The following is a 22,825-nucleotide window of genomic DNA, read 5'->3' as shown; positions in this document are numbered from 1 at the left end:
CGGTATCAAACCACCCTCGGCGGCGAAACGAAGTCGCTGCTCGGCGTCGACGCCGCGATGACCGTCGACGACCGAACCGGTAGACGCGACCGGTCGACGTGACGAGGCTACCTCGCATGTGTCGGCCGCATCAGCCGACGAACGTTGCGAGAGCCGAGACGAGGACGGCGACGACGGCCCCGAGCAAGAGCCCGATGACCGCGGCTAGGATTACCGAAACGTACAGTGACGAGGCCGTGACTGCCACAGTCACAGCGATAACCACCGGAAGCTGCAGCGCGAACCGGGGGAGAAAACCGGACGTCGCTTCGGATGGAGAGTCCATACTCGGAGGATGTGATATCCAGGCGAAAAAACCACCGAATGGACTGGTTCGTCGGCGTAAGTATCGGTTGCTTCGCCGCGAGAGGGTTCCGTTCGCGGTCCGCACCGAGGCGGAAAGCGCGGCGTGAGAATAGCTTCGTCGAGCCGATACGGCGCACTCGACCTGCGTCACATCATGCCGCCCATACCCATCATCCCCATGAGGCCGGAGACGAGGGCGCGGACGAACAGGCCGAGGCCGGCGAGGACGAGCGCGACGCCGCCGCCGATGATGAGGTTCTGGCTGGCGATGGCTGCGATGCCGCCGAGGATGCACAGCAGGCCGAGGAATCCGGAGACGCCGAGCATCTTCCCCATGCGACCGAGACCGCCACTTCGTTGACTCATGTCCCCCGATTGCTTGGCGGGACGGCCTAAACCTGCCGGTCCACGGTCGGACGCCGGGGCGGTTTGACGGTGCCGCACGCGGGGGGTGCGTCGACCGCGAGCGAATAGTTAAAAACGTCGCGTGAGAAGCGGAACGTATGAGCGACAACGACGACGGGGGACGGAACGACCTCCGGATGCCCGACGACGACGAGGTGTTCGCTACCGTGACGGATATGCTCGGCGCGAACCGGGTGAAAGTCAGGTGCGCGGACGGCGTGGAGCGCACCGCTCGCATCCCCGGGAAGATGCAGAAGCGCGTCTGGATCCGCGAGGACGACGTCGTCCTCGTCGACCCGTGGGACTGGCAGGACGAGAAGGCCGACATCACGTACCGGTACGAGAACCAGGACGCCGACCAGTTGCGCGAGGAAGGCCACATCAACTGACTCGTTCTCGACGCGTGGTCGCGCTCGCCGAGGGATAGCGACCGGAACTGCGAGCGTTTTAGGCGGATGCGGGCGTAGCGACGGGTAGTGACTTCGAGCGACGCGAGCGAGACGACGGCGGACGGTGATGGGGGCGAGGACGACGGCGCCAGCGACGCCGGGACCCACGGCGCCGGGACCGGTGACGCCGGTGACGTGCCGGTGGACAATCCATACGTGGCCGACCCCGACACCGCGTTCGAGCCGGTCGAGGAGCTCGACGAGGCGGCGGCGCGCGAGCAGGCCGAAGCGCTCCGCGAGGCCATCCAGTTCCACGACTATCGGTACTACGTCGACCACGACCCCGTAGTCGCGGACCGCGCGTACGACCGGTTGTTCCAGCGGTTGCTCGACCTGGAGGCCGCGTTCGACCTCGCTGTCGAGGGGTCGCCGTCGAACCGCGTCGGCGGCGAACCCGTCGACGCGTTCGACACCGTCGAGCACGTCGCACCGATGCTCTCCATCGACCACACGGACGACGCCGCGGGCGTCCGCGAGTTCGACGACCGCGTCCGCCGGCAGGTCGGCGACGTCGAGTACGTGCTGGAGCCGAAGTTCGACGGCGTGAGCCTCGAGGTCGTGTACGAGGACGGCGAGCTCGTGCGAGCGACCACGAGGGGCGACGGCTACGAGGGCGACGACGTGACGCGGAACGCCAGGACCATCGCCGCCATCCCCCAGCGGCTCCGGGGCGACTACCCCGAGTTTCTCGCGGTCCGCGGCGAGGTCTACATGCCCCGCGAGGCGTTCACCGAATACAACACGGAGCGCGTGGAGCGCGGCGACGACCCGTTCGCGAACCCGCGGAACGCGACCGCGGGAACGATCCGTCAGCAGGACCCGACGGTCGTCGCGGAGCGCCCGCTCTCGATCTTCTTCTTCGACGTCCTCGAGTCGAGCGAGCCGTGGGACACGCACAGCGCGGCGCTGTCGGCGTTCCGCGAACTTGGGCTCCCGGTCTGCGGGCGCGTGGAGACGGGCGCGGACGTCGCCGCCGCCGTCCGGTACCGCGAGGACCTGCTCGCCGAACGCGACGACCTGGACTACGAGATAGACGGCGTCGTCGTCAAGGTCGACTCGGCGGCGAAGCGCGACGAGTTGGGCGCGACGGCGCGCGCGCCGCGGTGGGCGAAGGCGTACAAGTTCCCCGCCAGGGACGAGGAGACGCCGGTCGCGAACGTCACCGTGCAGGTCGGACGGACGGGGCGACTCACTCCCGTGGCGCTCCTGGAACCCGTGGACGTCGGCGGGGTGACGGTCTCCAGGGCGAGCCTCCACAACTTCGACGAGGTCGAGGACCTGGGGGTCGGCGTCGGCGACGTCGTGCGCGTGCAGCGCGCTGGCGACGTCATCCCGTACGTCGCGGAGGTCGTCGAACGCAACAGCGACGGCCCGTACGAGCTCCCCGATTCGTGCCCGGTCTGCGGGAGCGTCGTGGAGCGCGAGGGCCCGATCGCGTACTGCACGGGCGGCCTCGGCTGTCCAGCGCAGCTCCGCCGCTCCGTGGAGTACTACGGGAGCGAGAAGGGACTGGACGTCGAGGGCCTCGGCGAGGAGACCGTCAGCCAGCTCGTCGACGCGGGCCTCGTCGCGGACGGCGTCGCTGACCTCTACGAGCTCACCGAGGACGACCTCCGCGAACTGGAGGGCTGGGGGGAGCGCAGCGCCGAGAAGCTCGTCGCGGAACTGGACGCGACCCGCGAGCCCGCGCTCGCGGACTTCCTCGCGGCCCTGGGCATCCAGGAGGTCGGCCCGGAGCTCGCCGACCGGCTCGCGCGCCACTTCGAGACGTTCGACGCGCTCCGCCAGGCCGCCGCGACCGACGACCGCGACGCCCTCACCGCGGTCGACGGCGTCGGCGACGCGGTCGCCACCCAACTCGTCGACTTCTTCGCGAGCGACGCGAACGCGGCGGTGCTCGACGACCTCCTCGTGCACGTGTCTCCACTGGAAGCGGAGGGGGTCGCGGGCGAGGAACTCGACGGGCTCACGTTCGTCTTCACCGGCTCGCTCTCGGCCTCACGGAGCGCGTTCGAGGACGTCGTCGAAGCCCACGGCGGGAGCGCGACCGGGAGCGTCTCCGGGAACACCGACTACCTCGTCGTCGGCGACAACCCAGGCGCCAGCAAGACGAGCGACGCCGACGACGAAGGCGTCCCCACCATCGACGAAGCCGAACTCCGCGAGGTACTCGAGGAGCGCGGCGTCACCGAGTGGCCCGGCGAGTAGGCGCGACTAGTACGGGTCGGTCGGGCTCGCGAGTCGCGTGACCGTCTCGACGCGGTCGAAGTCGTCGTCGAACGAGTACAGGTACTCCTCGCCCGTTCGCTGCGCGACGGCAACGATGGTCGCGTCGACGAACGAGAGCGACGGATACCGTCGGAACAGTGCCTGTGCAGCCGTGAAGTCGGCCTGGGCTGCGTGCCGAATCTCGAAGTGAGCGCCCTCGATCAGTCGATCCAAGAGCGCGTTCGCGGCGTCGGGGCCGAGTTTCTCGCGCGTGAGGTTGAGCGTCTCCGCGACGACGTAGTTCGTGACGATACCGGTCGGGAGGTCCCCGTGGTCGATGCCGACGACGATCTCGCTCGCGGTGTCGTGGTGGACGTCGCCGGCGCTGGCGGTGGCGAAGAGGACGTTCGTGTCGAGAAGCACCGGCATCTACTCGTCCCCGAAATCGCGCTCGGCTTCGACGGCGTTCGTCCGGCCGACGTCGACCGGTTCGAAGTCGTCGAAGACGCCCTCGCGCTGGTGGACGACCTCCACGGAGAGCGCGCCGTCGCTCGTGACCTGCCAGCGCAGTTTGTCGCCCTCGTCGATGTCGAGGTGACGACGTATCGCAGCGGGAATCGTCACCATCCCCCGCTCGCTGACCTTCGTCTCCTCAGGTGCCTCTCCCGTAGCCATACGTGCACGTACCGTCCACTCACTGTTACATGTTGCGCCACATGTGGCCGGCATCGTCGACCGTCCATCCGAACCGGCGGCCCGGCGGCCGCCGGATGCTCGCGCAGTCAGAAACACCCCGAACCGGCGGCCCAGCGGCCGCCGGATGCTCGCGCAGTCAGAAACACCCCGAACCGGCGGCCCAGCGGCCGCCGGATGCTCGCGCAGTCAGAAACACCCCGAACCGGCGGCCCAGCGGCCGCCGGATGCTCGCGCAGTCAGAAACACCCCGAACCGGCGGCCCACCGGCCGCCGGATGCTCGCGCAGTCAGTAGACGTCGTGGTCGTCGGGTTCGTACGCGACCGGCGGTCTGCTCGTGCGGTCGGCGGCGAGGCTGGCGAGCCACGCCCAGTCCTCCTCCTCGAGCGCGGCGGTCAGCGCGTCGTCGTCGAGGTCGGCGACGAGTTCCCGGACGCGCTCGCGGGGGTTGCCCCGGATAGCACCCTCGCGGAGGACGGTGTCGGGGTCGGCGACGTCCGCGAGCTGCTGCGCGTAGAAGTGGAGTTCGTCGAGCGGTCGGTAGTCCGCGCCGTACTCGCGCTCCAGGCGCTCGCGGAGCCCGGTCGGGTCCCGAGCGGCGTCCAGGCCGAACTGGCGCTTGATCGCCGCGTGCGCGTCGCTGCCCGCGTCGCCACCATCGCCGAGTTCCGCTGCGAGGCGCTGGAGGCCGCCGCCGTCGCGGCCCTGGTAGACGTACCCGAGTTCGACGCGCTCGCCGTCCTGTTCGGTCGCGACGATGGCCGCCGCCCGTTCGCCGGGCTGGAGGACGTTCCCGGCGAGGACGCGCGCGTTCGGCTCCGTCCCCTCGGGGAGGTGGACGACGAGGCGGTCGTCGCCGTCGACCACGACGACGCCCGGCGTCGGGCCGACGTAGGCGCGAGCGCGGAGGCGCGCGAACCGCCGACGGCGCTCGTCGTCGAGGAAGCACGTGACGGTCGCCGTCACAGGTCCGCCCCCTCGAAACGCTCGAGTGCGACGTACAGCGGCGCGGTCGCCCAGACGACGAGGACGACGAACCCGACCGCGGGTTCCGCGAGCAGCGTCAGTTCCGTCGGCGGCGTCCCGCCGAAGTACCCGAACGCCCCGCCGATGTTGGGGTAGACGCCGACGACGAGGTTCCGGAGCGCGGTGAACGGCCCGAACTGCGCGACCGCCGGCAGGAGGGTCGCGGGCGCCGACTGCGTCCCGTACACGCCGTTGACGAGGAGCCGCCAGAGGATGTCGTGGAGGCGGAACACGAAGAACAGGTAGACGCCGACCGCGAGCACGGCGGCGCGCGTCGTCCCGGACACCGCCGCCGATATCGCGGTGCCGAGCGCGACGAACACGCCGGCGAACGCGACGAGGACCGCGAGCGCGGCGACGAGTCGGAGGAGCGGGATGGGCGCGAGCATGAGGGCGGCGACCGCGGTCGCGAACGCGAACAGGCACGTCACGACGGTCGCAGTCACCGCGAACCGGCCGGCGAGACTCCCGAGGACGACGTCGCGGCGCGAGAACGGCATCCCGAGGAGGACGACGAGTTCCCCGCGACTGCGTTTGTCGACGACCCGGCCTTGCGCGAGCATGATGGCGGCGATGGGTGCGAGGAACAGCGCCGCGCCGACGAGCACGCCGAGGAATCGGAGGCCGGGCCGGTCGACGTACGCGGGGTCGTAGCTGCTCGCGTAGATGTAGCCCGCGACGAGGCCGACGACCGCGAACAGGCCGACGCCGACGTGGAGTTGGCGTTCGCGGACGCTATCGCGGACGTCCTTGCGCGCGATGAGCCGCCACATCACTCGTCACCTCCGCGAGTCGGTGGGGAGGCGTCGCCGACCGCGGAGCCGTCGGTGTCCGCGGTCGCGTCGCCGACCGTGGCGGTCGCGTCGACGGTCCGGCCGGCCGAGCCGGTCGCGCTGGCGTCGCCGCTCGTGTACGCGACGAACAGCTCCTCGAGGCTGGCTTCGCGCGTGTCGACGTCGCGGACGTCCGCGCCGTCGTCGTAGCACGCTTTGACGACGCGACCCTTCGCGGCGGGCGTGCAGGCGGCGTCGACGACGGGGCGTTCTTGCTCGTCGGTGTCGACGGTGACGTCGGTGACGCCGCGGAGACCGGCGACCGCGTTCCGGAGCGTGTCTGGGCGTTCGTCGAGCGTGACGGTGACGCCGCCGGTCGCGCCCGCGGTCTCGCGGAGCGCGTCGATGCTGTCGACGGCGACGAGTTCGCCGCCGTAGAGGATGCCGACGCGGTCCGCGACCGCCTCCACCTGCCCGAGGATGTGACTCGAGAAGAACACGGTCTGGCCGTCGCTGACGGCGTCGTCGATGACCTCCCGCATCATCCGCGCGCCGGCGGGGTCGAGCCCCGTGGTCGGTTCGTCGAGCACGAGGAGGTCGGGGTCGCCGACGAGCGCCATTCCGAGCATCAATCGCTGCGCCATGCCCTTCGAGTACGTACGGACCTGGCGGTCGCCGTCGCCCGCGAGGCCGACGCGCTCCAGGACCTCGTCGGGGTGCTCGCGGCCGCGCCGCGCCTCGATGGTGAACTCGAGTTGCTCGCGGCCCGTCATCCGCCCGAGCGACCCGTAGCCGTCCGGGAGGATGCCGACGCGCTCGCGGACCTTCGTGGGTTCGGCCTGCGCGTCGTGCCCGAACACGCGAGCGGTCCCGCTCGTCGGGCGGACGTAGTCCATGAGGATGTCGATGGTCGTGGACTTCCCCGCACCGTTCGGCCCGAGGAACCCGAACACCTCGCCCTCCTGAACCTCGAGGTCGAGGCCGTCCAGGGCCGTGACCGTCCCGAAGCGCTTGGTCACGTCCCGCAGTTCGATAGCAGCCATACCCTCCACGTGTCGAGGAGCGCACAAGATACTACCGGAGCGCGGAACGACGACGGAGCGTGACCCATCGTCGCGTCGTCAGTCGGGGAGGTCGTAGCCGAGGACGCGCCCGAGGGCGGCCAGTGCGCCGAACACCCAGCGTTGCGGGCCGGCGACGACGAGTTCGTCGTCGTACTCCGCGAATAGCATCGCGAGGAGGATCGTCGAGCGGAGGCCCTCGGGCGGCATCGACACGCCGCGTTCGGTCTTCAGGGCGTGGAACCGCCGGAAGAACGCCTCGATGCGCATCGCGGGACGGTGTACGTTGCGCACCGTGGCGGGCCCGGGGTTCCGGAACGCGTGCTCGGTCCCGGCGGGGACGACCATGCGGTCGCCCGCTGCGAGCGTCGACCACTCGCCGTCCACGCGGACCTCGATCTCGCCCGTTTCGACCTCGTAGACCTCCTCGGCGTGCGGGTGGACGTGCACCGGGAGCTCCGACCGCTCGTCGAGGTGCATCCTGGTCGTGAGGCGCTCGCCGTCGGTCTCCGCGGTGGTCTCCAGTATCTCCCAGCGACCCGGGAACCCCTCGAAGTCGAGGACGTAATCGGACGCCCCCGGTGCCTTGGAGGATGCCATATGCTAGCGTTCGTCACGGCCGGCCAAGCCGGTTCTGACCAGAATGCGACGACTCGACGTGGTGCGTGACCGACGAGACCAACTGGCAGCGAAAATCGAGACCGAGCGGGAGCGAGCCGACCGTCTCAGAGGTCGGCCTGGGTGAACTTGCCGTACGCGAGGGCGAGGGGGACGATCGCCCAGACGGCGAGCCAGACGAACCCGAACCAGGGTTCGAGGTAGACGGCGTCGCTGCCGGCGAGCCCGCCGCTGCTGGTGGCGTCGACGACCGCGGCGACCGCGGACTGGTAGGCCGCGGAGGGCACGAAGCTGACGAGCCCGAAGTACCACTCGGGGTACTGCGCGACGGTCGCCGGCAGCGTGAAGCCGTTGGCGACGTAGACCGCGCCGGTGGCGACGAGACTCCAGACGAGTTCGAGGACGACGAACGCGCCGAACGCGAGCGCGCTGGCGCGACTCGTCGTCGAGACGCTCGCGGAGATGGCGACCATGAGGCTGACGTACGCGAACGCGAACAGGACGGTGACGCCGACGAACAGCGCGTAGTCCACGAGGTTCACGGCGCCGAGCAGCCAGAACGCGAGGCCGAGCGCGAGCCCGAACCCGAGGAGGACGGGGATGGCCATCGTGAGGCTGCGGCCGAACACCTTCCCGATGACGACGTCGCGTCGCGAGTGCGGGAGGCCGAGCAGGAGCTTCGCGCTCCCGGTGTCGCGCTCGCCAGCGACGGCCTTGTACGCCACCACTAACGCGGTGATGCTCACGAACAGCGCGGCGCTGGCGGCGAGGAAGTCGTAGAACCCGAGCGCGGCGAGGTCGGGGTCCGCCCCGACGCCGCCGGCTTCGAACTCGCTGAACGCCCACACCATGAACGCCGCGAACAGCACGAACAGCGCCGTGAGGAGCCAGAGCGCGCGCGAGCCGCGGGCGTCCTGGAAGTCCTTCCGGGCGATGGCGGTGACGCTCATCGCGACACCTCCGAGGGCTCGGCCGCGTCAGTTTCGGTCGCGTCCTCGGAATCGGTCGCGTCCTGCGTCGATGCATCGGTCCTACCGGTCGCGTCGGTCGTGGTCGCGTCCGTGGTCGGTGCGTCGGCCGCGGCGCGGTCGGTTTCGGCGGCGGTCAGTTCGTCGTCGGTGGCGTGGTTCGTGTACGTCATGAACAGGTCCTCGAGGCTGGTGCGTTCGGTGGCGAAGTCGCGGACTTCGACGCCCTGCGCTTCGATGGCGTCGAGGACGCGCGTCTTCACGCCGGGGTCGCACGCGACGGTGAGCGTCGAGTCGCTCGCGGTGACGGCGGTGACACCGGTGACGGCTTCGACGGCGGTGATGACCTCCGGGGTGGGGACGGCGTCGAGTTCGACGGTCATGCGGGCGTCGGCGTCGACGCTGTCGCGGAGGTTCTCGATGGTGTCGATGGCGACGACGCGGCCCTCGTCGAGGATGCAGACGCGGTCGCAGACCGCTTCGACCTGTTCGAGGATGTGACTCGAGAAGAACACGGTCGCGCCGCGCGCGGCCTCCTCGCGGATGATCTGGCGTATCTCGCGGGCGCCGTTCGGGTCGAGGCCCGTGGTGGGTTCGTCGAGGATGAGGATGTCGGGGTCGCCGACGAGCGCCATCGCGAGCACGAGGCGCTGCTTCATGCCCTTCGAGTACCCGCCGGCCTTGCGGTCGGCGGCGTCGAGGATGTCCACGCGCTCGAGGAGCGCGTCGACGTCCTCCTCGACGCGCTTGGAGTCGACCGCGAACTGGACGTGCTGGCGGCCGGTGAGGCGGTCGTAGACGTGGAAGCCGTCCGGGAGGACGCCGACGCGCTGGCGGAGCGCGACGCCCTCCTTCTGGGGGTTCATGCCGAGGACGCTGACGGTCCCCGACGTGGGGCGGACGAAGTCGAGGAGGACGTTGATGGTCGTGGACTTCCCGGCGCCGTTCGGGCCGAGGAACCCGAATATCTCGCCCTCGTGGACCTCGAGGTCCACGTCCTCGAGGGCGAGGACATCGCCCGGGAATCGCTTCGTGAGACCGGCGATGCTGATGGCTGAAGACATATACCAGATAGACGACCGCCGAGTACTTATAGATAGACTGAAACTTCGTGTCATAGGTTCCTGTCGGCTTCTACGTGCAGTTAGACGCAGTCTATCGGAACCAATCGTTGGAATCGGACACGTTCCGACGGCGGGGCGGCCGGCCCGTCCCAGTGGCGAGGCGACCGTCCCGTTCCGGTCGCGGCCCCGTCGCCTACAGCGCGTCGTCGGGCGCGTGACTCTCGCTGGTGCGTTCGACCTCGGTCGCGTACCGGTCGCGCGTCGCCGGGTCGTCGACCGGCTCGAGTTCGTCGACCTCGACGTCGACCGCGGCGGTGACGTCCTGGCGCGCGAGCATGTTCGAGGAGCGCTGCATGACGGCGGCGCGCTCGCCGCCCGGTTCGGCGTACACGAGCGTCACCAGGCCCTTGTCGGTGTACTCGCGCTCCACGAGCCAGCAGCGCACGTCGTCGGCGTCGGAATCGGTCATCGCTAGGGGATTCCCGGAGCGCGGGTTTGTATCCTCGGGAAGTCAACCGGTGCCGCGACGGACGAGCGCACGAATCGAGTCCGACGGTTCTGCGACGAGCGAGCGCACGAGCCGGGTCAGACGGCGCTCGCGACCTTGTAGAGGCCGCCGGACGTCCCGGACGCCCCGGACTCGTCCGCGAGGTAGGTCTCGGACGCGCGGTCGGTGAAGTAGACCGCGCGGTCGTGGACGAGCGGCGTGCTCGTCACGCGACCGACGCCGCTCGACCCCCACGTCGGTTCGCCGTCGGCCTTCGAGACGACGTGCAGGGTCTCGTCGTACGCGCCGACGAGGACGTGCTCGCTCGTCACGGTCGGACACCCGATGATGGCGCCGTCGGCGTCGAACGTCCACGTCTCGTCGCCCGACGCGGCGTCGAGCGCGTACAGCGTCTCGTCCTTGCTCCCGACGTACACCGTCCCCGTCGCGGCGTCGACCGACGGCCCGGACATCACGAGCCCGCCCGTCCGCTTCGTCCACTCGACCGAGCCGTCGTCGAGCGCGACCCGGTACGCGTTCCGGTCCCACGACCCGAAGAACGCGCTCCCGTCGTAGGTCGCGACCGGGCCCTTGATCGGTTGCTCGGTCGGCGTCTTCCAGACGAACTCGAGGTCCGGGTAGGACCACGCGTAGAGGTAGCCGTCGTTCGACCCGACGACGAGCCGGCCCGCGTCCCGGTCGATCGCGCACGTCGAGTGCGGGTGGTCGGTGACGCGCTGGTCCTCCCAGACGACGTCCCCGCTCGACGCGTCCAGGCCGAACATCGCGCCGCTCGGGTCGGCGTACTCGACGGCGATGTAGACGACGCCGTCGTGATACCCCGGGCTCGACCCGATGGCGTCCCCGAGGTTCGCGCGCCACGCGAGGTCGCCGGACTCGACGTCGAGCGCCGTCATCACGCCGTCGTACGCGCCGATGAACGCGACGCCGTCCGCGACCGCCGGCGTGCCGTGGATGCCGCGGGACGCGTTCGTCACCTCCGTCTGCCAGACGACGTCGCCCGCCGGGGTCACGCGCCAGAGCGAGCCGGAGTCGCCGGGGACGAGCAGGTCGCCGCTCGCGAGCGCGACCGGGCTCGCCTTCGCCGCGGTGTGGTCGCCCGTGTTCACGCCCCGGAGCGTCCACGCCGGCCCCGCCTCCGTCGGCACCCTGGCGTCCGGGTAGACGCCCTGACGTTGCAGCCCGCCGCGGAACTGCGTGGTCGCGGTCGTCGACGTGACCGCGACGCCATCACCGACCCCGAGCGTCCCGAGGCAGCCTGCGGTCGTACCGACGCCGACCGCACCGAGTGCGGCGAGCGCGTCGCGTCGAGAGACTCCGTCGTTCACGCCTAGCGTCGGGACGCCGACCACCATACGGTTTACTCCCCGGTCGCGCGAGGACGCGACCGGTCGCGGGTCGACCACCGGCCGCCGACGGAACCCCGGCAGCGTCAGACCGCCAGCCCGAAACGCTATCCGCGCGGCCGCGGTACGATGGCGGTGATGTCGTGGCGCGACCGCGTGAACGAGTTGCTGTACGACGGCGAGACCGTCCGGGAGACCGTCGACGTGGGCGCGAACCGCGTGTACGTGACGAGTCATCGCGTCCTCGCGTTCCCCGCCGCGACCGCGGACGACGATGCCGCGAACTTCCGGCACGTCGACCACCCGAACGTCGAGGGGGTGACTGCGGGGGCGGAGAGCGACCGCGGCGCGCTCGCGAGAGCGGTCGCGTGGAGTATCGCGGGCGTGCCGTTCGTCGTCGCGGGCGTCGTCGTCGAGGTCGGCGACTGGTTCTCGCTCCCCGAGAGCGTCCAGTCCGGCGGCGTCGCCGGGACCGGCGGTATCGTCTCGCTGTTCGCGGACGTCTTCGGCGCGCTCGCGCTCCTCGACGAAGCAGTCGCGCTCGCCGGCGCCGGCTTCCTCGCGGTCGCCGCGTGGTACGGCGTCCGCTACTGGCGGTCCCGCGACCGCGTCGTCACCCTCGGCGTCGCCGGCGACACCGACGTCCGGTTGCGCGTCGACGCTGGCGAGGAGGAGGGAGCGCGGCGGCTCCGGGACGCGATACGGTCGGCGTGACCGGTCGACGCCGGCGTCACCCGATGATCGTCCGCGCGCCGAGGTAGACGAGCGCGAGCGCGGGGAGGCCGAACGCGCCCGCGAGGAGGGCGTTCCGGGCCGCGTTCACGGCGGCGACGAGCGCGAAGAGCCACGGGCCGCGCGTCGAGACGACGCCGTCCCGGACGACGACGCGACCGTGGCCGCTGCGGTCGACGTCGCCGAGGACGTGGACGACGTCGCCGGCGTCGAGTCGTTTCAGGTAGACGACGCCGGTCCCCTCGGGGTCAGCGTCGGTCGTGGCTGCGCGAACGCGGTCCGGGACGGTCGGCGCCGTCGGCGAGCGAACGGCGTCCCAGGCGCCGAGCGGCGAGCGCCCGTTCCGGTACCGCGCGAGCGCGACGAGCGCGACTGGCGTCCCGACCGCGGCGGCCGCGATCGGGGTGCGAGCGAGGAACGCGATCGCACGAGTGAGGAACGGGAGGAAGAAGAAGTTCAGGACGACGGGGACGATCAGGGTCGCGAGTACCGCGAGCGCGACCAGCCAGGGGACGAGCCCGTGGTTCGGTTCGATGCGCTGCACGGGATACGCGTCGTCGTCGAGTTCCAGCGTGCAGCGGTTCCCGTCGGCGTCGACGTCGAGCGGCGTCGGCGAGATTGCGCCCGCGCGGCGCCGGTCGGCGCCGTCTCGGAGTTCCTTGCGGTCGTGGTCGCGGAGGAACAGCGCGCCACCGAGCATGCTGAACGCGTTCGACCCACCGCCCTCCGCGACGAGGACGCGCTGCCACCAGTAGTCGAAGCGGTCGACGCCGAGCGCCAGCACGCCCGGTTCCGCGGCGGTCGCGGCGTAGAGGCCCTCGTCGTCCCGATGCGCGTCGGCGAGCGACGCCGGCATCCCGCGAACCGCGAGCCAGAACCGTCGCAGATCCCGCACCCACCACTTGACCGCGACCAGTGCGAGCACGCAACCGACGATCCCCGTCACGCCGAGGACGAGGCCAGCGACGAGCGACATCGTCCCACCAGTCGTCGTTCCGACACTTGACTGGTTCGGCTGCACGCTGTCGGCGGGTGCGCGACGCCCGACGAGACGAGCGAGCGGACGCGGAACCGGCGAGGTCGCCCGGGACGCGTCACGCCTAAGCGCGCGAGGCCGCTAGGGGCTGGCGATGGACGCGGCGACGGTCCGCGAACGCGCAAGCGACCTCTCGACGGAGCCGGGCGTCTACCAGTTCCACGGCGACGACGTGGTGCTGTACGTCGGGAAGGCCGTGGACCTCCGCGCTCGCGTGCGGTCGTACGCGGACCCGCGGTCGGCGCGCATCCGGCGGATGGTCGAGCGCGCGGACGCCCTGGAGGTCGCGGAGACCGACACGGAGACACAGGCGCTCCTGTTGGAGGCGAACCTCATCAAACGCCACCAGCCGCGGTACAACGTCCGCCTGAAGGACGACAAGTCGTACCCGCTCGTGCAGTTGACCGACCACGAGTTCCCGCGCATCGAGGTGACCAGGGACCCGGCGGACGACGCGACCGTGTTCGGGCCGTACACGGACAAGGGCGACGTGGAAACGGTCGTGAAGGCGTTGCGGGAGACGTTCGGCGTGCGCGGCTGTAGCGACCACAAGTTCTCGAACCGCGAGCGACCGTGCCTGGACTACGAGGTCGGCCTCTGCACCGCGCCGTGCACCGGCGAGATCGGCGAGGCCGAGTACCTCGGCGACGTCGAATCAGTGACGCAGTTCTTCAAGGGCGAGACGGGCGTGCTCGCGGACCCGCTACGGAGCGAGATGACCGCGGCGTCCGCTGCCCAGAACTTCGAGCGCGCCGCGAACCTCCGGGACCGCCTCGCGGTCGTCGAGTCGTTCCACGGCGCGGGCGGCGAGGCGGTGTCGGCCGCGGGCGGCGACGGCGACGACTACGAGCGACACGTCGACGTCCTCGGCGTCGCCATCGACGGCGACCGGGCGACCGTCGCCAGACTCCACGCCGAGGGCGGCCAGCTCGTCGAACGCGACCGGCACCGCATCGACGTTCCGACGGCGGACCCGGCGACCAGTGGTGTGGACGACGAGCCGGTGCCGGCGGTGCTGGCGGCGTTCCTCGTGCAGTACTACGCGGAGCGCGACCTCCCGGACGCGATACTGTTGCCGGAGGCCCACGGCGACGACGAGGTGGCGGCGTGGCTCGACGCCGAGGGCGTGGCGGTTCGCGTCCCGGGTGCGGGCCGGGAGGCGAAGCTCGTCGACCTCGCGCTGAAGAACGCGCGGACGGCGACGGGGACGCGCGACGCGGGCCGCGAACTCGCGGTCGCGCTCGACCTCGACGCCGCCGACCGCATCGAGGGGTTCGACGTGAGTCACGCGCAGGGGAAGGCGGTCGTCGGGTCGAACGTCGTCTTCGTGGACGGGAGCGCCGAGAGGGCGGATTATCGCCGGAAGAAGCTCACCGACGAGAACGACGACTACGCGCGGATGCGCGAACTCGTCGCGTGGCGCGCCGAGCGCGCGGTCGAAGGACGCGACGACCGGCCGGACCCGGACCTCCTCCTGATAGATGGCGGACGCGGGCAGCTCGACGCCGCGCTGGAGGCGCTCGACGAGGCGGGGTGGGACGTGCCCGCGGTCGCGCTCGCGAAACGCGAGGAGACCGTGGTGACGCCGCGACGCGAGCACGACTGGGACGGCGACGCGAAGCTCCAGCTCCTGCGGCGGGTGCGCGACGAGTCCCATCGGTTCGCGGTCCAGTACCACCAGAGCGTGCGCGACGACGTCTCGACGGTCCTCGACGACGTCCCGGGGGTGGGGCCGGCGACCCGGAAGCGGCTGCTGGGGCGGTTCGGGAGCGTCGAGAACGTCCGGGCGGCGAGCGTCGAAGAGCTCGCGACCGTCGACGGCGTCGGCGAGAAGACCGCGCGCGCCATCGACGAGCGGCTCTGAGTCGTCGCTCGCACCCCGCAAATCAAGTGAACTTGTTCTAAGTTAATTCGAGTGGTTTTAGGTGGTCGCGGTGGTCGGATACGCGTATGTACGACCACGACTCAGACACCGCCAGCCTCGCCGAGTCCTACACCGAGATGTCCGAGATACTGATGCCCGACGACACGAACAACCTCGGGCGCGCGCTCGGCGGCGCCATCCTCCACTGGATGGACATCGCCGCCGCCGTCGCCGGCCGCCGGTTCGCGCGCGAACAGGTCGTCACCGCCGCGATGGACCACGTCGACTTCCGCGCCGCCATCGACCTCGGCGACATCGTGACGGTGCAAGCGTACGTGTTCGCGACCGGCGACACCAGCATGGACGTCAAGGTCGACGTCCACAGCGAACGCCCCGAGACCGGCGACTACGAGGCGACGGCGACGTCGTTCTTCACGATGGTCGCCGTCGACGACGACGGCACCAGCGCCCCCGTCCCGCACCTCGAATGTCCGACCGAAGCCGAGGTCGCGCTCCGCGAGACCGCGCTCGAAGGCCGCCGCGAACGCCGCCGGGACCTCCTCGACGCCGCCACCGCCTGAACGGTTCGAACGGTCGACCGCGAGCCACGACCGGTCGAGCAGGCCGTCGGTTCCGGCGGCTACCAGTCGAGTTGGCCGCCGGACTGGTACTCGGTCACCGTCGTCTCGAAGAAGTTCGCCTCCGTGTTCAGGTCCGCCTGCTCCGCCATCCACGGGAACGGGTTCTCGGTGCCGTACGCGGGCTCCAGGCCGAGCTGGTCGAGTCGCCGGTCCGCGACGTACTCGACGTACTCCGCGAACGCGTCCGGACTCGTCCCGAGGACGTCCTCCGGGCACGCCTCGCGCGCGTACCGCTGCTCGAGGTCGACCGCCTCGGTGACGAGGTCCGCGAGCTCTCGCTCGAACGCGGGCGTCCACGCCCCCGGGTGTTCGTCGCGGATCGCCTGGACGAGGTCCACGCCGAAGTTCAGGTGGAGGCTCTCGTCGCGCATGATGTACGCGAACTGCTCGCCGACGCCGACCATCCGGTTCCGACGCTTCAGCGCGAGCATCATCGCGAACCCCGCGTAGAAGAAGATCCCCTCCATGATGACGTAGAACCCGACGAGGTCGCGGAGGAGCGCGCGGACGTCCGCGTCCGTCTCCACCGAGAACGCGGGGTCGTCGACGACCCTCGTGAGGTCGACGACGAACTCGTCCTTCGCTTCGATGGCGGGGATGCGGTCGTACATCCCGTACAGGTGCTCGGGGTCGAACCCGAGCGTGTCACAGCAGTAGATGAACGTGTCCGTGTGGATGGCCTCCTCGTACGCTTGCCGGAGGAGGTACTGGCGGCACTCGGGCGCGGTGACGTGGTCGTACACCGCGAGCACGATGTTGTTCGCCGTGAGGCTCTCCGCGGTCGAGAAGAACCCGAGGTTCCACTCGACGAGGCGGCGTTCGGCGTCGGTCAGGTCGTCGCCGTTCCACTGGGAGACGTCGTCCTGCATCGGGACCTCGCTCGGCACCCAGTTGTTCGCGACCCCGGCCTCGTAGTACTCGCGAGCCCAGGGGTAGTCCATCGGCAGTATCTTGTTCGGGTCGTGGCCGTCGGTTTCGAGCAGTGGCATCGATGTGTCGTGGTGGTGAGTCGGTCGGCTGGTCGGTTCGCTGCCGTCACTGGCAGGCGTCGCACGTCGGGTCCTCGACGGTCGGCAGGTCCGAATCGTCGCGAGTACGGTCGGTGTCGGTCGACTCGTCGCGAGTACGGTCGGTGTCGGTCGACTCGTCGCGACCGCGGCGCTGGGTGTCGTCGTACTCGGAGACGTCGAGCGTCGACTTCTCGAACTGGGAGGCGCCGAGCGTCCGCAGGTAGTACGTCGTCTTCAGGCCGAGTTCCCACGCGTGCTGGTAGATGTCGGCGAGTTCGCTCCCGTCGGTGCTCGGGAAGAACACGTTGTGGGACTGGGACTGGTCGATCCACGTCGCTCGAGCTGCCGTGAGGTCGAGCTGGTGGCGTGGGTCTATCTCGAACGCGCCACGGTACAGTTCCTGGAGGTCGTCGGGGACGCGGTCGATGGGCTGGACGCTGCCGTCGTGGTACTTGAGCAGGTCCCGGGTCTCGTCGTCCCACAGCCCGCGAGCTTCGAGGTCGGCGACGAGGTGGTCGTTCAGGCGCGTGAAGTCGCCGCTCATGTTCGACTGGACGTGGAGGTTCGCGTACACGGGCTCGATGCTCGCGGTCGTCCCGGCGATGGTGGAGATGGTCGCCGTCGGCGCTATCGCCATCGTGTTCGAGTGCCGCATCCCGTGCTCGTCGACGCGCTCGCGGAGTGCGTCCCAGTCGAGGCGCTCCGTGACGTCGACGGGTATCTCGCGGCCGCGTTCGCGTTCCAGCAGTTCGAGCGTGTCCTGCGGAAGGAGCCCGCGGTCCCACTTCGAGCCCTCGTAGGAGTCGTACGTGCCGCGTTCGGCGGCGAGGTCCGTCGACGCGCGGATGGCGTGGTACGCGAGCAGTTCCTGCGCGCGGTCGGCGAAGTCGACGGCCTCGTCGCTGGCCATCGGGATGGACTGCTCGAACAGCGCCTCGTGGAACCCCATGACGCCGAGACCGACCGGGCGATGCCGCGTGTTCGACCGTTCGGCGTTCTCCGTGGGGTAGAAGTTCAGGTCGACGGTGTCGTCGAGCATCCGCATCGCGGTCGAGACGGTGTCAGCGAGGCGGTCGCGGTCCACGCCGTCGGCGTCGACGTGCCGCGCGAGGTTCACGCTCCCGACATTGCAGACCGCGGTCTCGTCGCCGCTCGTGTTCAGCGTCACCTCCGTGCAGAGGTTCGAGGAGTGCACGACGCCCGCGTGGTCCTGCGGACTCCGGACGTTGCAGGGGTCCTTGAACGTCACCCACGGGTGGCCGGTCTCGAACAGCCTGGTGAGCGTCGTCCGCCAGAGGTCGCGGGCGTCGACGCGCTCGTAGTGCTCGATGTCGCCGTCGTCGGCGAGCGCGTCGCGTTCGGCGGCCTCGTAGCGCTCGACGAACTCGCGACCGTACGTCTCGTGGAGTTCGGGGACGTCGTCCGGCGAGAACAGCGTCCACTGCTCGTCGGCGCGAACGCGCTCCACGAACAGGTCGGGGATCCACGCGGCGGTGTTGAGGTCGTGCGTGCGACGACGGTCGTCGCCGGTGTTCCGCCGGAGGTCGACGAACGCCGGGTAGTCCAGATGCCAGATGGCGAGGTACGCGCACGCGGCGCCGCGGCGCTTCCCCGAGCGGTTGATGGCGGCAGTGACGTCGTTGCTTATCTTGAGGAACGGGACGACGCCCGTGGATTCGACGCCGGTGGATTCGATGGTGGCGCCGTCGGCGCGTAGCGGCGTCCAGTCGTTCCCGAGGCCGCCGGACCACTTCGAGAGCTTCGCGTGGTTCCCGTAGTTCTCGAAGATGTCGTCGAGGTCGTCGTCGACGGTGGTGAGGTAGCACGAGGAGAGCTGTGGGTGCGTGGTGCCGGCGTGGAAGAGCGTCGGCGTGGAGTGCACGAACCGGAGCGTCGAGAGGACGTCGTAGAACTCGCGAGCGCGGTCGTGACGCTCGCTCTCGGGTTCGGCGAGCGCGATACCCATCGCGACGCGCATCCAGAACGCTTGCGGGAGTTCGATGGGGGCGTCGTCGACGCGGAGGACGTACCGCTGGTGGAGCGTGGTGACGCTCTGGTAGTCGAGGCGGTCGCTGCGTGCGGGGTCGAGGGCGTCGGCGAGCGCGTCGAGGTCGTACTGCGCCATGCGTTCGTCGAGTTCGCCGGCGGCGACGCCGCGGTGGATACCGTCGACGAACGCTTCCCGGATGGCGCTCGCGTCGGCGGTGTGCTCGGGGTCGGCGGCGTCCCTCGGGACGGTGCCGGTGACGTCGTGGTGGAGGCGTTCGCGGGCGACGCGGGCGGCGACGGCGTCGTACGCGGGGTGGCGTTCGACGCGGGCGGTGAGTTCGCCGAGCAGTGCCTCGTAGCGTTCGTCGACGGTGGCGTCGTCGTAGCCGCTGCGGTGGGCGGCGGTGACGAGTTCGTCGGTGACGGCGTCGGTGACGACGTGGTCGTGGCCTGTGCGTGCGCGGTCGAGGACCGTGCGGTGGTCGAGAGCGTCGGCTGTTGCGTGACTCATGCGTGTGGTAGTGTCGCCACTGGGCGGCGACGTCGGGCGATTCCGATCGAATCGCCGTGGACGTAGGTGCGGGACGCCCGACGCAAAAATCTTTCCAACAAGCGTTGATGTAATTCAAGTTGGTTTGTTTTATGGTGCGTCGTCGGGGTAGGTCTCACAAGCCGATTACTCTGAGAAATACCACGCTGAGGCCGACAACGCGCCGAAACTCGCCACTCGTTGGACCACTCGATGGCCGCCACAGGCCCCGAGACCCCAGCCAACGGGAGATAGCACCAACTTTTATGACGTTACACACTCCATGTCACACACGTCCTTTGTATGAGCCACAAAAATGACCCAGCCGGGGTACGTGGACGAGGCGACGACCGTGCGAACCGAGGGCCGCTTCGCGCGCTCGTCGACCGGTTGCGCCGCCACGACCGCGAATGGGCCGACCGCTACGTCCGGATGCGGTTCGACGCCGGCCGCTAGCCGGCCACCAGCAGTCACGCACCGCCGATAGAACGAGTTCGCTTTCACCACCGCTCGCCCGCGACCACACAGCGACGCGTCCGTCGACCGACTGCGAGTGAGAAGACAGCGACAGCGCCGTCGACCGAGCAGGAGCCTACTCGTCGAGTCGCACCGACAGCACGGGCGCAGCGGACTGCCTGACGACCTTCTCCGTGACGCTCCCGATGAGGTAGTGGTCGAGGCCGGTTCGGCCGTGCGTTCCCATCACGACCACGTCGACGTCGGCGTCGTCGACGTACGCGACGATCTCCTCGTGGGGGACGCCCTCGCGGAGGACGCGGTGGACGTCGACGTCGTCGCCGAGCGCGTCGACGGTCGCGTCGATAGCGGCCTCGGCCTGATCGCGTTGCGCCTCGTCCCACGCCTCGGGTGCGATACCCGACGTCGGGCTCTCGAAGCGGTTCCGCGAGTCCGCGACCGACAGCACGTGCACGGTCGCGTCGTACGTCGACGCCAGCTCGGCGGCGTGCGTCGTCGCCGCCGTCGTCCCCTCGCTCCCGTCCGTCGGCAGCAGGATGTCGTCGTACATCAGAACCCACCCGTCGCCATCCCGAACAGGGCCAGCGAGATGATCGCGAACAGGCCCGCGACGAACTTCTTGATGGTGCTCGTCTCGAGCGCGTTCGACACGTACGGCGCGATCTGACCACCCGTCACCGTCGCCGGCACCGTGAACGCGACCATGTTCCACGGCGTCGACGCGATGTCGAGCGTGTGCGCGTCCCCGAAGATCGCCGGGAACATGTCGACGAGGATACCGCCGCCGAAGACGTGCATGAGCGACGCGAGGATGGCGGTCGTCGCGACGATGATGTGGTTCGTGCCGATGGCGACCCGCACCGGGACCTTCGTCCCGAGCATCGACACGATACCGAGTTCACCCGAGCCGAAGCCGGCGAGGCCCTGGAACGTCCCGCCGACGCTGTAGTTCGCGAACCGCCGGAGGTACCCGCTCCGGGTGTACTCGTAGTCGTCGCCGCCGCGGTCGACCCGCGTGACCGTCCCGTCGTCGTCCGTGCGGACGCCAGCAGGCCCGAGCTTGTCGTCGTCGTCCGGCAGGTTGCGGTCGGCCGTACCACCGTCGGCCGCGGCCGTCGTCTCGCCCGCTGCGGCGTCGTCCTCGCCGGGTTCTTCGTGGTCGAGGTCCGCGCGCATCAGGAGGTACGCGGCGGCGGTGAGCGCGAGCCCGAGCAGGAGGTGGAACACCCACGCCGGGATGACGAAGGAGATGATAGCGCCGAGGATGACGAACGGAACGCTCCCGCCGACGATGGTGAGCGCGAGTTTCCGGTCGACGAGCCCGTACTGGATGAACGCGATGGACGACGACGACAGGCCGAACGCCTCGCTGATGAGGCCGACCTTGACGAGCGTCGTCGGTTCGAGCACGTGCACGCCACTCCACGCGCTCGGGTCGAGGCTCCCCGAGGAGAAGATGGGGAACAGGAAGATGAGGAACGGCACGAACAGCGCACTCCCACTGATACCGACGGTGTTCACGATGGTCGCGCCCGTGAGGAAGACCGGGAACAGCCACCAGTACTCGAGCCAGTAGCTCGTCCCACCCGCGCCACCGGTGGGTGCGAACAGGAGGACGGTCGCGACGAACAGGACCGGGGCCGCGAACACGAAGAAGTGCTGGTACTTGAGGAAGTTCTTCTGGACGGTCGCTTTCGATGGCGTACTCATACGTTCAGTCCTCCGTGATGGGCGCGGTCACCGGACGCGACCGAACGGTACCGCGAGCGGTTGCTGTGCGGTCGGTCGAGGTCGTGCGAGAACGAGCGGGTCGGCGGTCAGCGCGAGTGCAACGACGGCGGGGCATCCTAGGAGATCCCCCCGGGTGGTTCGCTGTGGAGCAGTTGCGGCGCTGGCTCGTCGCGGGTCGCGAAACGCGTCATGGTGAGCGTGGCCTAACGAGGATTCGAATAAAAGCCTTGAGGTTCGCGAGCCGCTTGCCACGCCGCCACACGCGAACGTTGCCGGTACGAGGGCCGGGCAACGCCAGTCGCGACCCACGCTGCTTTTGCGTGCGCGGCGACTACGAGCGTGCCATGACCGATATCGCGGCGAAGGTCGAGGCGATGCGCGCGGACCTCCGCGAGCGCGACGGCGTCCTCGTCGCGTTCAGCGGCGGCGTGGACTCGAGCGTGGTCGCGGCGGTCGCCCACGACGCGCTCGGCGACGACGCGGTCGCGTGCACCGCCAAGAGCGAGACGCTGCCCGACGCCGAACTCGACGATTCGCGGCGGGTCGCGGACGAGATCGGGATCGAGCACGACGTCGTCGAGTTCAGCGAGCTCGATTCGCCGGACTTCGTCGCGAACGACGGCGACCGCTGCTATCACTGCCGAACGATGCGGCTCGGTCGGATGTTCGAGCGCGCGACGGAACGTGGAATCGACGTGGTGTGCGACGGGACGAACGCGAGCGACGCGGACGGCGGGCACCGCCCCGGCCTCCAGGCGGTCGACGAACTGGACGCGTACTCGCCGCTCCTGGAACACGACTTCACGAAGGAGGACGTCCGCGCCGCCGCGGACGAGTACGGCCTCTCGGTTGCGGACAAACCGTCGATGGCGTGCCTGTCCTCGCGCATCCCGACCGGCATCGAGGTCACCGAGGAACGCCTGAGTCGCGTCGAGAAAGCGGAGGCGGCGCTCCGCGAGTGGGGGTTCTCGCAGTTCCGCGTCCGCGACCACGACGGCCTCGCACGCATCGAAGTTAGCCCCGACGAACTCGACGTCGCACTCGATCGCGACTTCGCCGAAGCCGTCCGCGAACGCCTCTCGGACCTGGGATTCGAACACGTCACGCTCGACCTCCACGGCTACCGGACCGGGAGCGTCAGCCCCGAAAGCGACGACGCAGCGATCAACGGAGAGGACGGCGACGACGAGCCCGTGGTCGCGAACGTCTTCGAGCAGGAGTACCCGCAGTAGCGGACGAGGCCGCGGCGAACCGAGCGATGCTCGCCGCGTGGAACGGTGGATGAACGAACGGGGCTTGCTGCCCGGCTACCGATAGCTGTTCCTCGAGTTCCGTCCAACTAGACACCGTT

At 69.8% G+C, this 22,825-nt stretch carries 24 protein-coding genes; 7 read left to right on the top strand and 17 right to left on the bottom strand.

The features are described 5' to 3' along the window. Positions 1 to 130: 130 nt before the first annotated feature. Both ACZ48X_RS12410 and ACZ48X_RS12405 read right to left on the bottom strand, forming a co-directional pair. Positions 131 to 325, bottom strand: a complete 195-nt coding sequence (locus tag ACZ48X_RS12410; protein WP_336349420.1) for a hypothetical protein — start codon at positions 323 to 325, stop codon at positions 131 to 133. A 167-nt stretch (positions 326 to 492) separates the two neighbouring features. Next, positions 493 to 711, bottom strand: a complete 219-nt coding sequence (locus tag ACZ48X_RS12405; RefSeq protein WP_336349421.1) for a DUF7470 family protein — start codon at positions 709 to 711, stop codon at positions 493 to 495. 137 nt (positions 712 to 848) lie between these two features. Here ACZ48X_RS12405 and eif1A point away from each other — a divergent pair, with 137 nt between their 5' ends. Continuing rightward, positions 849 to 1,139, top strand: coding sequence for a translation initiation factor eIF-1A (gene eif1A / locus ACZ48X_RS12400; protein WP_336349422.1), 291 nt, complete (start codon positions 849 to 851; stop codon positions 1,137 to 1,139). 195 nt (positions 1,140 to 1,334) lie between these two features. Then, positions 1,335 to 3,407: an NAD-dependent DNA ligase LigA gene (ligA, locus tag ACZ48X_RS12395; RefSeq protein ID WP_336349671.1), complete on the top strand. Its 2,073-nt coding sequence runs from the start codon at positions 1,335 to 1,337 to the stop codon at positions 3,405 to 3,407. A gap of 6 nt (positions 3,408 to 3,413) precedes the next feature. Here ligA and ACZ48X_RS12390 read toward each other — a convergent pair whose 3' ends face one another. The 10 genes from ACZ48X_RS12390 to ACZ48X_RS12345 all read right to left on the bottom strand — a co-directional run bounded on the left by ACZ48X_RS12390 (position 3,414) and on the right by ACZ48X_RS12345 (position 11,474). Then, positions 3,414 to 3,836: a type II toxin-antitoxin system VapC family toxin gene (locus ACZ48X_RS12390; RefSeq protein ID WP_336349423.1), complete on the bottom strand. Its 423-nt coding sequence runs from the start codon at positions 3,834 to 3,836 to the stop codon at positions 3,414 to 3,416. Next, positions 3,837 to 4,082: an AbrB/MazE/SpoVT family DNA-binding domain-containing protein gene (locus ACZ48X_RS12385; RefSeq protein ID WP_336349424.1), complete on the bottom strand. Its 246-nt coding sequence runs from the start codon at positions 4,080 to 4,082 to the stop codon at positions 3,837 to 3,839. 307 nt (positions 4,083 to 4,389) lie between these two features. Further along, the gene (locus ACZ48X_RS12380; protein WP_336349425.1) at positions 4,390 to 5,067 is read right to left on the bottom strand and encodes a hypothetical protein; all 678 of its coding nucleotides are present in this window, start codon (positions 5,065 to 5,067) and stop codon (positions 4,390 to 4,392) included. Continuing rightward, complete coding sequence (locus ACZ48X_RS12375) at positions 5,064 to 5,900, bottom strand: ABC transporter permease (protein ID WP_336349426.1); 837 nt, start codon at positions 5,898 to 5,900, stop codon at positions 5,064 to 5,066. The genes ACZ48X_RS12380 and ACZ48X_RS12375 overlap by 4 nt, the downstream gene beginning before the upstream one ends. After that, a complete protein-coding gene (locus tag ACZ48X_RS12370) occupies positions 5,900 to 6,943 on the bottom strand; it encodes an ABC transporter ATP-binding protein (protein ID WP_336349427.1) in 1,044 nt (347 codons plus the stop codon). Before ACZ48X_RS12370 ends, ACZ48X_RS12375 begins: the two co-directional genes overlap by 1 nt. A gap of 78 nt (positions 6,944 to 7,021) precedes the next feature. Continuing rightward, positions 7,022 to 7,561, bottom strand: coding sequence for a cupin domain-containing protein (locus ACZ48X_RS12365; protein WP_336349428.1), 540 nt, complete (start codon positions 7,559 to 7,561; stop codon positions 7,022 to 7,024). A 125-nt stretch (positions 7,562 to 7,686) separates the two neighbouring features. Further along, on the bottom strand, positions 7,687 to 8,529 hold the full coding sequence (locus tag ACZ48X_RS12360) for an ABC transporter permease subunit (protein ID WP_336349429.1): 843 nt from the start codon (positions 8,527 to 8,529) through the stop codon (positions 7,687 to 7,689). Further along, on the bottom strand, positions 8,526 to 9,611 hold the full coding sequence (locus tag ACZ48X_RS12355) for an ABC transporter ATP-binding protein (protein ID WP_336349430.1): 1,086 nt from the start codon (positions 9,609 to 9,611) through the stop codon (positions 8,526 to 8,528). The genes ACZ48X_RS12360 and ACZ48X_RS12355 overlap by 4 nt, the downstream gene beginning before the upstream one ends. 193 nt (positions 9,612 to 9,804) lie before the next feature. Beyond that, positions 9,805 to 10,080, bottom strand: coding sequence for a DUF7967 family protein (locus ACZ48X_RS12350; RefSeq protein WP_336349431.1), 276 nt, complete (start codon positions 10,078 to 10,080; stop codon positions 9,805 to 9,807). A gap of 116 nt (positions 10,081 to 10,196) precedes the next feature. Beyond that, positions 10,197 to 11,474: an outer membrane protein assembly factor BamB family protein gene (locus ACZ48X_RS12345; RefSeq protein ID WP_464379852.1), complete on the bottom strand. Its 1,278-nt coding sequence runs from the start codon at positions 11,472 to 11,474 to the stop codon at positions 10,197 to 10,199. Positions 11,475 to 11,603: 129 nt separating this feature from the next. Here ACZ48X_RS12345 and ACZ48X_RS12340 point away from each other — a divergent pair, with 129 nt between their 5' ends. Then, complete coding sequence (locus ACZ48X_RS12340) at positions 11,604 to 12,179, top strand: hypothetical protein (RefSeq protein ID WP_336349433.1); 576 nt, start codon at positions 11,604 to 11,606, stop codon at positions 12,177 to 12,179. A 16-nt stretch (positions 12,180 to 12,195) separates the two neighbouring features. Here the strand turns inward: ACZ48X_RS12340 and ACZ48X_RS12335 are convergent, their stop codons facing one another. Beyond that, a complete protein-coding gene (locus ACZ48X_RS12335) occupies positions 12,196 to 13,173 on the bottom strand; it encodes a hypothetical protein (protein WP_336349434.1) in 978 nt (325 codons plus the stop codon). 154 nt (positions 13,174 to 13,327) lie between these two features. Between ACZ48X_RS12335 and ACZ48X_RS12330 the strand changes: the two genes are divergently transcribed. Continuing rightward, positions 13,328 to 15,097 (top strand): excinuclease ABC subunit C, encoded by a 1,770-nt coding sequence (locus tag ACZ48X_RS12330; protein ID WP_336349435.1) that lies wholly within the window; start codon positions 13,328 to 13,330, stop codon positions 15,095 to 15,097. An 86-nt stretch (positions 15,098 to 15,183) separates the two neighbouring features. Then, positions 15,184 to 15,678, top strand: coding sequence for an acyl-CoA thioesterase (locus ACZ48X_RS12325; RefSeq protein ID WP_336349436.1), 495 nt, complete (start codon positions 15,184 to 15,186; stop codon positions 15,676 to 15,678). 59 nt (positions 15,679 to 15,737) lie between these two features. Here the strand turns inward: ACZ48X_RS12325 and ACZ48X_RS12320 are convergent, their stop codons facing one another. Beyond that, positions 15,738 to 16,727, bottom strand: coding sequence for a ribonucleotide-diphosphate reductase subunit beta (locus ACZ48X_RS12320; protein WP_336349437.1), 990 nt, complete (start codon positions 16,725 to 16,727; stop codon positions 15,738 to 15,740). 46 nt (positions 16,728 to 16,773) lie between these two features. Next, positions 16,774 to 19,248, bottom strand: coding sequence for a ribonucleoside-diphosphate reductase subunit alpha (locus ACZ48X_RS12315; protein WP_336349438.1), 2,475 nt, complete (start codon positions 19,246 to 19,248; stop codon positions 16,774 to 16,776). A 321-nt stretch (positions 19,249 to 19,569) separates the two neighbouring features. On the opposite strand from ACZ48X_RS12315, the gene ACZ48X_RS12310 reads away from it, so the two are divergent. Beyond that, positions 19,570 to 19,722, top strand: a complete 153-nt coding sequence (locus ACZ48X_RS12310) for a hypothetical protein (RefSeq protein ID WP_227134063.1) — start codon at positions 19,570 to 19,572, stop codon at positions 19,720 to 19,722. 136 nt (positions 19,723 to 19,858) lie between these two features. Here the strand turns inward: ACZ48X_RS12310 and ACZ48X_RS12305 are convergent, their stop codons facing one another. Both ACZ48X_RS12305 and ACZ48X_RS12300 read right to left on the bottom strand, forming a co-directional pair. Further along, a complete protein-coding gene (locus ACZ48X_RS12305) occupies positions 19,859 to 20,293 on the bottom strand; it encodes a universal stress protein (RefSeq protein WP_336349439.1) in 435 nt (144 codons plus the stop codon). Beyond that, complete coding sequence (locus ACZ48X_RS12300; protein WP_336349440.1) at positions 20,293 to 21,453, bottom strand: sulfite exporter TauE/SafE family protein; 1,161 nt, start codon at positions 21,451 to 21,453, stop codon at positions 20,293 to 20,295. Before ACZ48X_RS12300 ends, ACZ48X_RS12305 begins: the two co-directional genes overlap by 1 nt. A gap of 365 nt (positions 21,454 to 21,818) precedes the next feature. On the opposite strand from ACZ48X_RS12300, the gene larE reads away from it, so the two are divergent. Continuing rightward, the gene (gene larE / locus ACZ48X_RS12295; RefSeq protein WP_336349441.1) at positions 21,819 to 22,706 is read left to right on the top strand and encodes an ATP-dependent sacrificial sulfur transferase LarE; all 888 of its coding nucleotides are present in this window, start codon (positions 21,819 to 21,821) and stop codon (positions 22,704 to 22,706) included. The last annotated feature ends 119 nt before the right edge of the window (positions 22,707 to 22,825 follow it).

The sequence above is a fragment of the Halorubellus litoreus genome (assembly GCF_055378595.1).
The sequence above is the reverse complement of the archived record's forward strand: the minus strand, read 5'-3'. Positions and strand labels throughout refer to the sequence as shown.

Coding starts and splice junctions, on each gene's coding strand:
- ACZ48X_RS12305 (WP_336349439.1), bottom strand. CDS start 20,293: ATGTACGACGACATCCTGCTGCCGACGGACGGGAGCGAGGGGACGACG.
- ACZ48X_RS12330 (WP_336349435.1), top strand. CDS start 13,328: ATGGACGCGGCGACGGTCCGCGAACGCGCAAGCGACCTCTCGACGGAG.
- ACZ48X_RS12375 (WP_336349426.1), bottom strand. CDS start 5,900: ATGTGGCGGCTCATCGCGCGCAAGGACGTCCGCGATAGCGTCCGCGAA.
- ACZ48X_RS12410 (WP_336349420.1), bottom strand. CDS start 325: ATGGACTCTCCATCCGAAGCGACGTCCGGTTTTCTCCCCCGGTTCGCG.
- ACZ48X_RS12335 (WP_336349434.1), bottom strand. CDS start 13,173: ATGTCGCTCGTCGCTGGCCTCGTCCTCGGCGTGACGGGGATCGTCGGT.
- ACZ48X_RS12365 (WP_336349428.1), bottom strand. CDS start 7,561: ATGGCATCCTCCAAGGCACCGGGGGCGTCCGATTACGTCCTCGACTTC.
- ACZ48X_RS12325 (WP_336349436.1), top strand. CDS start 15,184: ATGTACGACCACGACTCAGACACCGCCAGCCTCGCCGAGTCCTACACC.
- ACZ48X_RS12405 (WP_336349421.1), bottom strand. CDS start 711: ATGAGTCAACGAAGTGGCGGTCTCGGTCGCATGGGGAAGATGCTCGGC.
- ACZ48X_RS12315 (WP_336349438.1), bottom strand. CDS start 19,248: ATGAGTCACGCAACAGCCGACGCTCTCGACCACCGCACGGTCCTCGAC.
- ACZ48X_RS12320 (WP_336349437.1), bottom strand. CDS start 16,727: ATGCCACTGCTCGAAACCGACGGCCACGACCCGAACAAGATACTGCCG.
- ACZ48X_RS12390 (WP_336349423.1), bottom strand. CDS start 3,836: ATGCCGGTGCTTCTCGACACGAACGTCCTCTTCGCCACCGCCAGCGCC.
- ACZ48X_RS12340 (WP_336349433.1), top strand. CDS start 11,604: ATGTCGTGGCGCGACCGCGTGAACGAGTTGCTGTACGACGGCGAGACC.
- ACZ48X_RS12385 (WP_336349424.1), bottom strand. CDS start 4,082: ATGGCTACGGGAGAGGCACCTGAGGAGACGAAGGTCAGCGAGCGGGGG.
- ACZ48X_RS12360 (WP_336349429.1), bottom strand. CDS start 8,529: ATGAGCGTCACCGCCATCGCCCGGAAGGACTTCCAGGACGCCCGCGGC.
- ACZ48X_RS12310 (WP_227134063.1), top strand. CDS start 19,570: ATGAGCCACAAAAATGACCCAGCCGGGGTACGTGGACGAGGCGACGAC.
- ACZ48X_RS12300 (WP_336349440.1), bottom strand. CDS start 21,453: ATGAGTACGCCATCGAAAGCGACCGTCCAGAAGAACTTCCTCAAGTAC.
- ACZ48X_RS12345 (WP_464379852.1), bottom strand. CDS start 11,474: ATGGTGGTCGGCGTCCCGACGCTAGGCGTGAACGACGGAGTCTCTCGA.
- ACZ48X_RS12350 (WP_336349431.1), bottom strand. CDS start 10,080: ATGACCGATTCCGACGCCGACGACGTGCGCTGCTGGCTCGTGGAGCGC.
- ACZ48X_RS12355 (WP_336349430.1), bottom strand. CDS start 9,611: ATGTCTTCAGCCATCAGCATCGCCGGTCTCACGAAGCGATTCCCGGGC.
- ACZ48X_RS12370 (WP_336349427.1), bottom strand. CDS start 6,943: ATGGCTGCTATCGAACTGCGGGACGTGACCAAGCGCTTCGGGACGGTC.
- eif1A (WP_336349422.1), top strand. CDS start 849: ATGAGCGACAACGACGACGGGGGACGGAACGACCTCCGGATGCCCGAC.
- larE (WP_336349441.1), top strand. CDS start 21,819: ATGACCGATATCGCGGCGAAGGTCGAGGCGATGCGCGCGGACCTCCGC.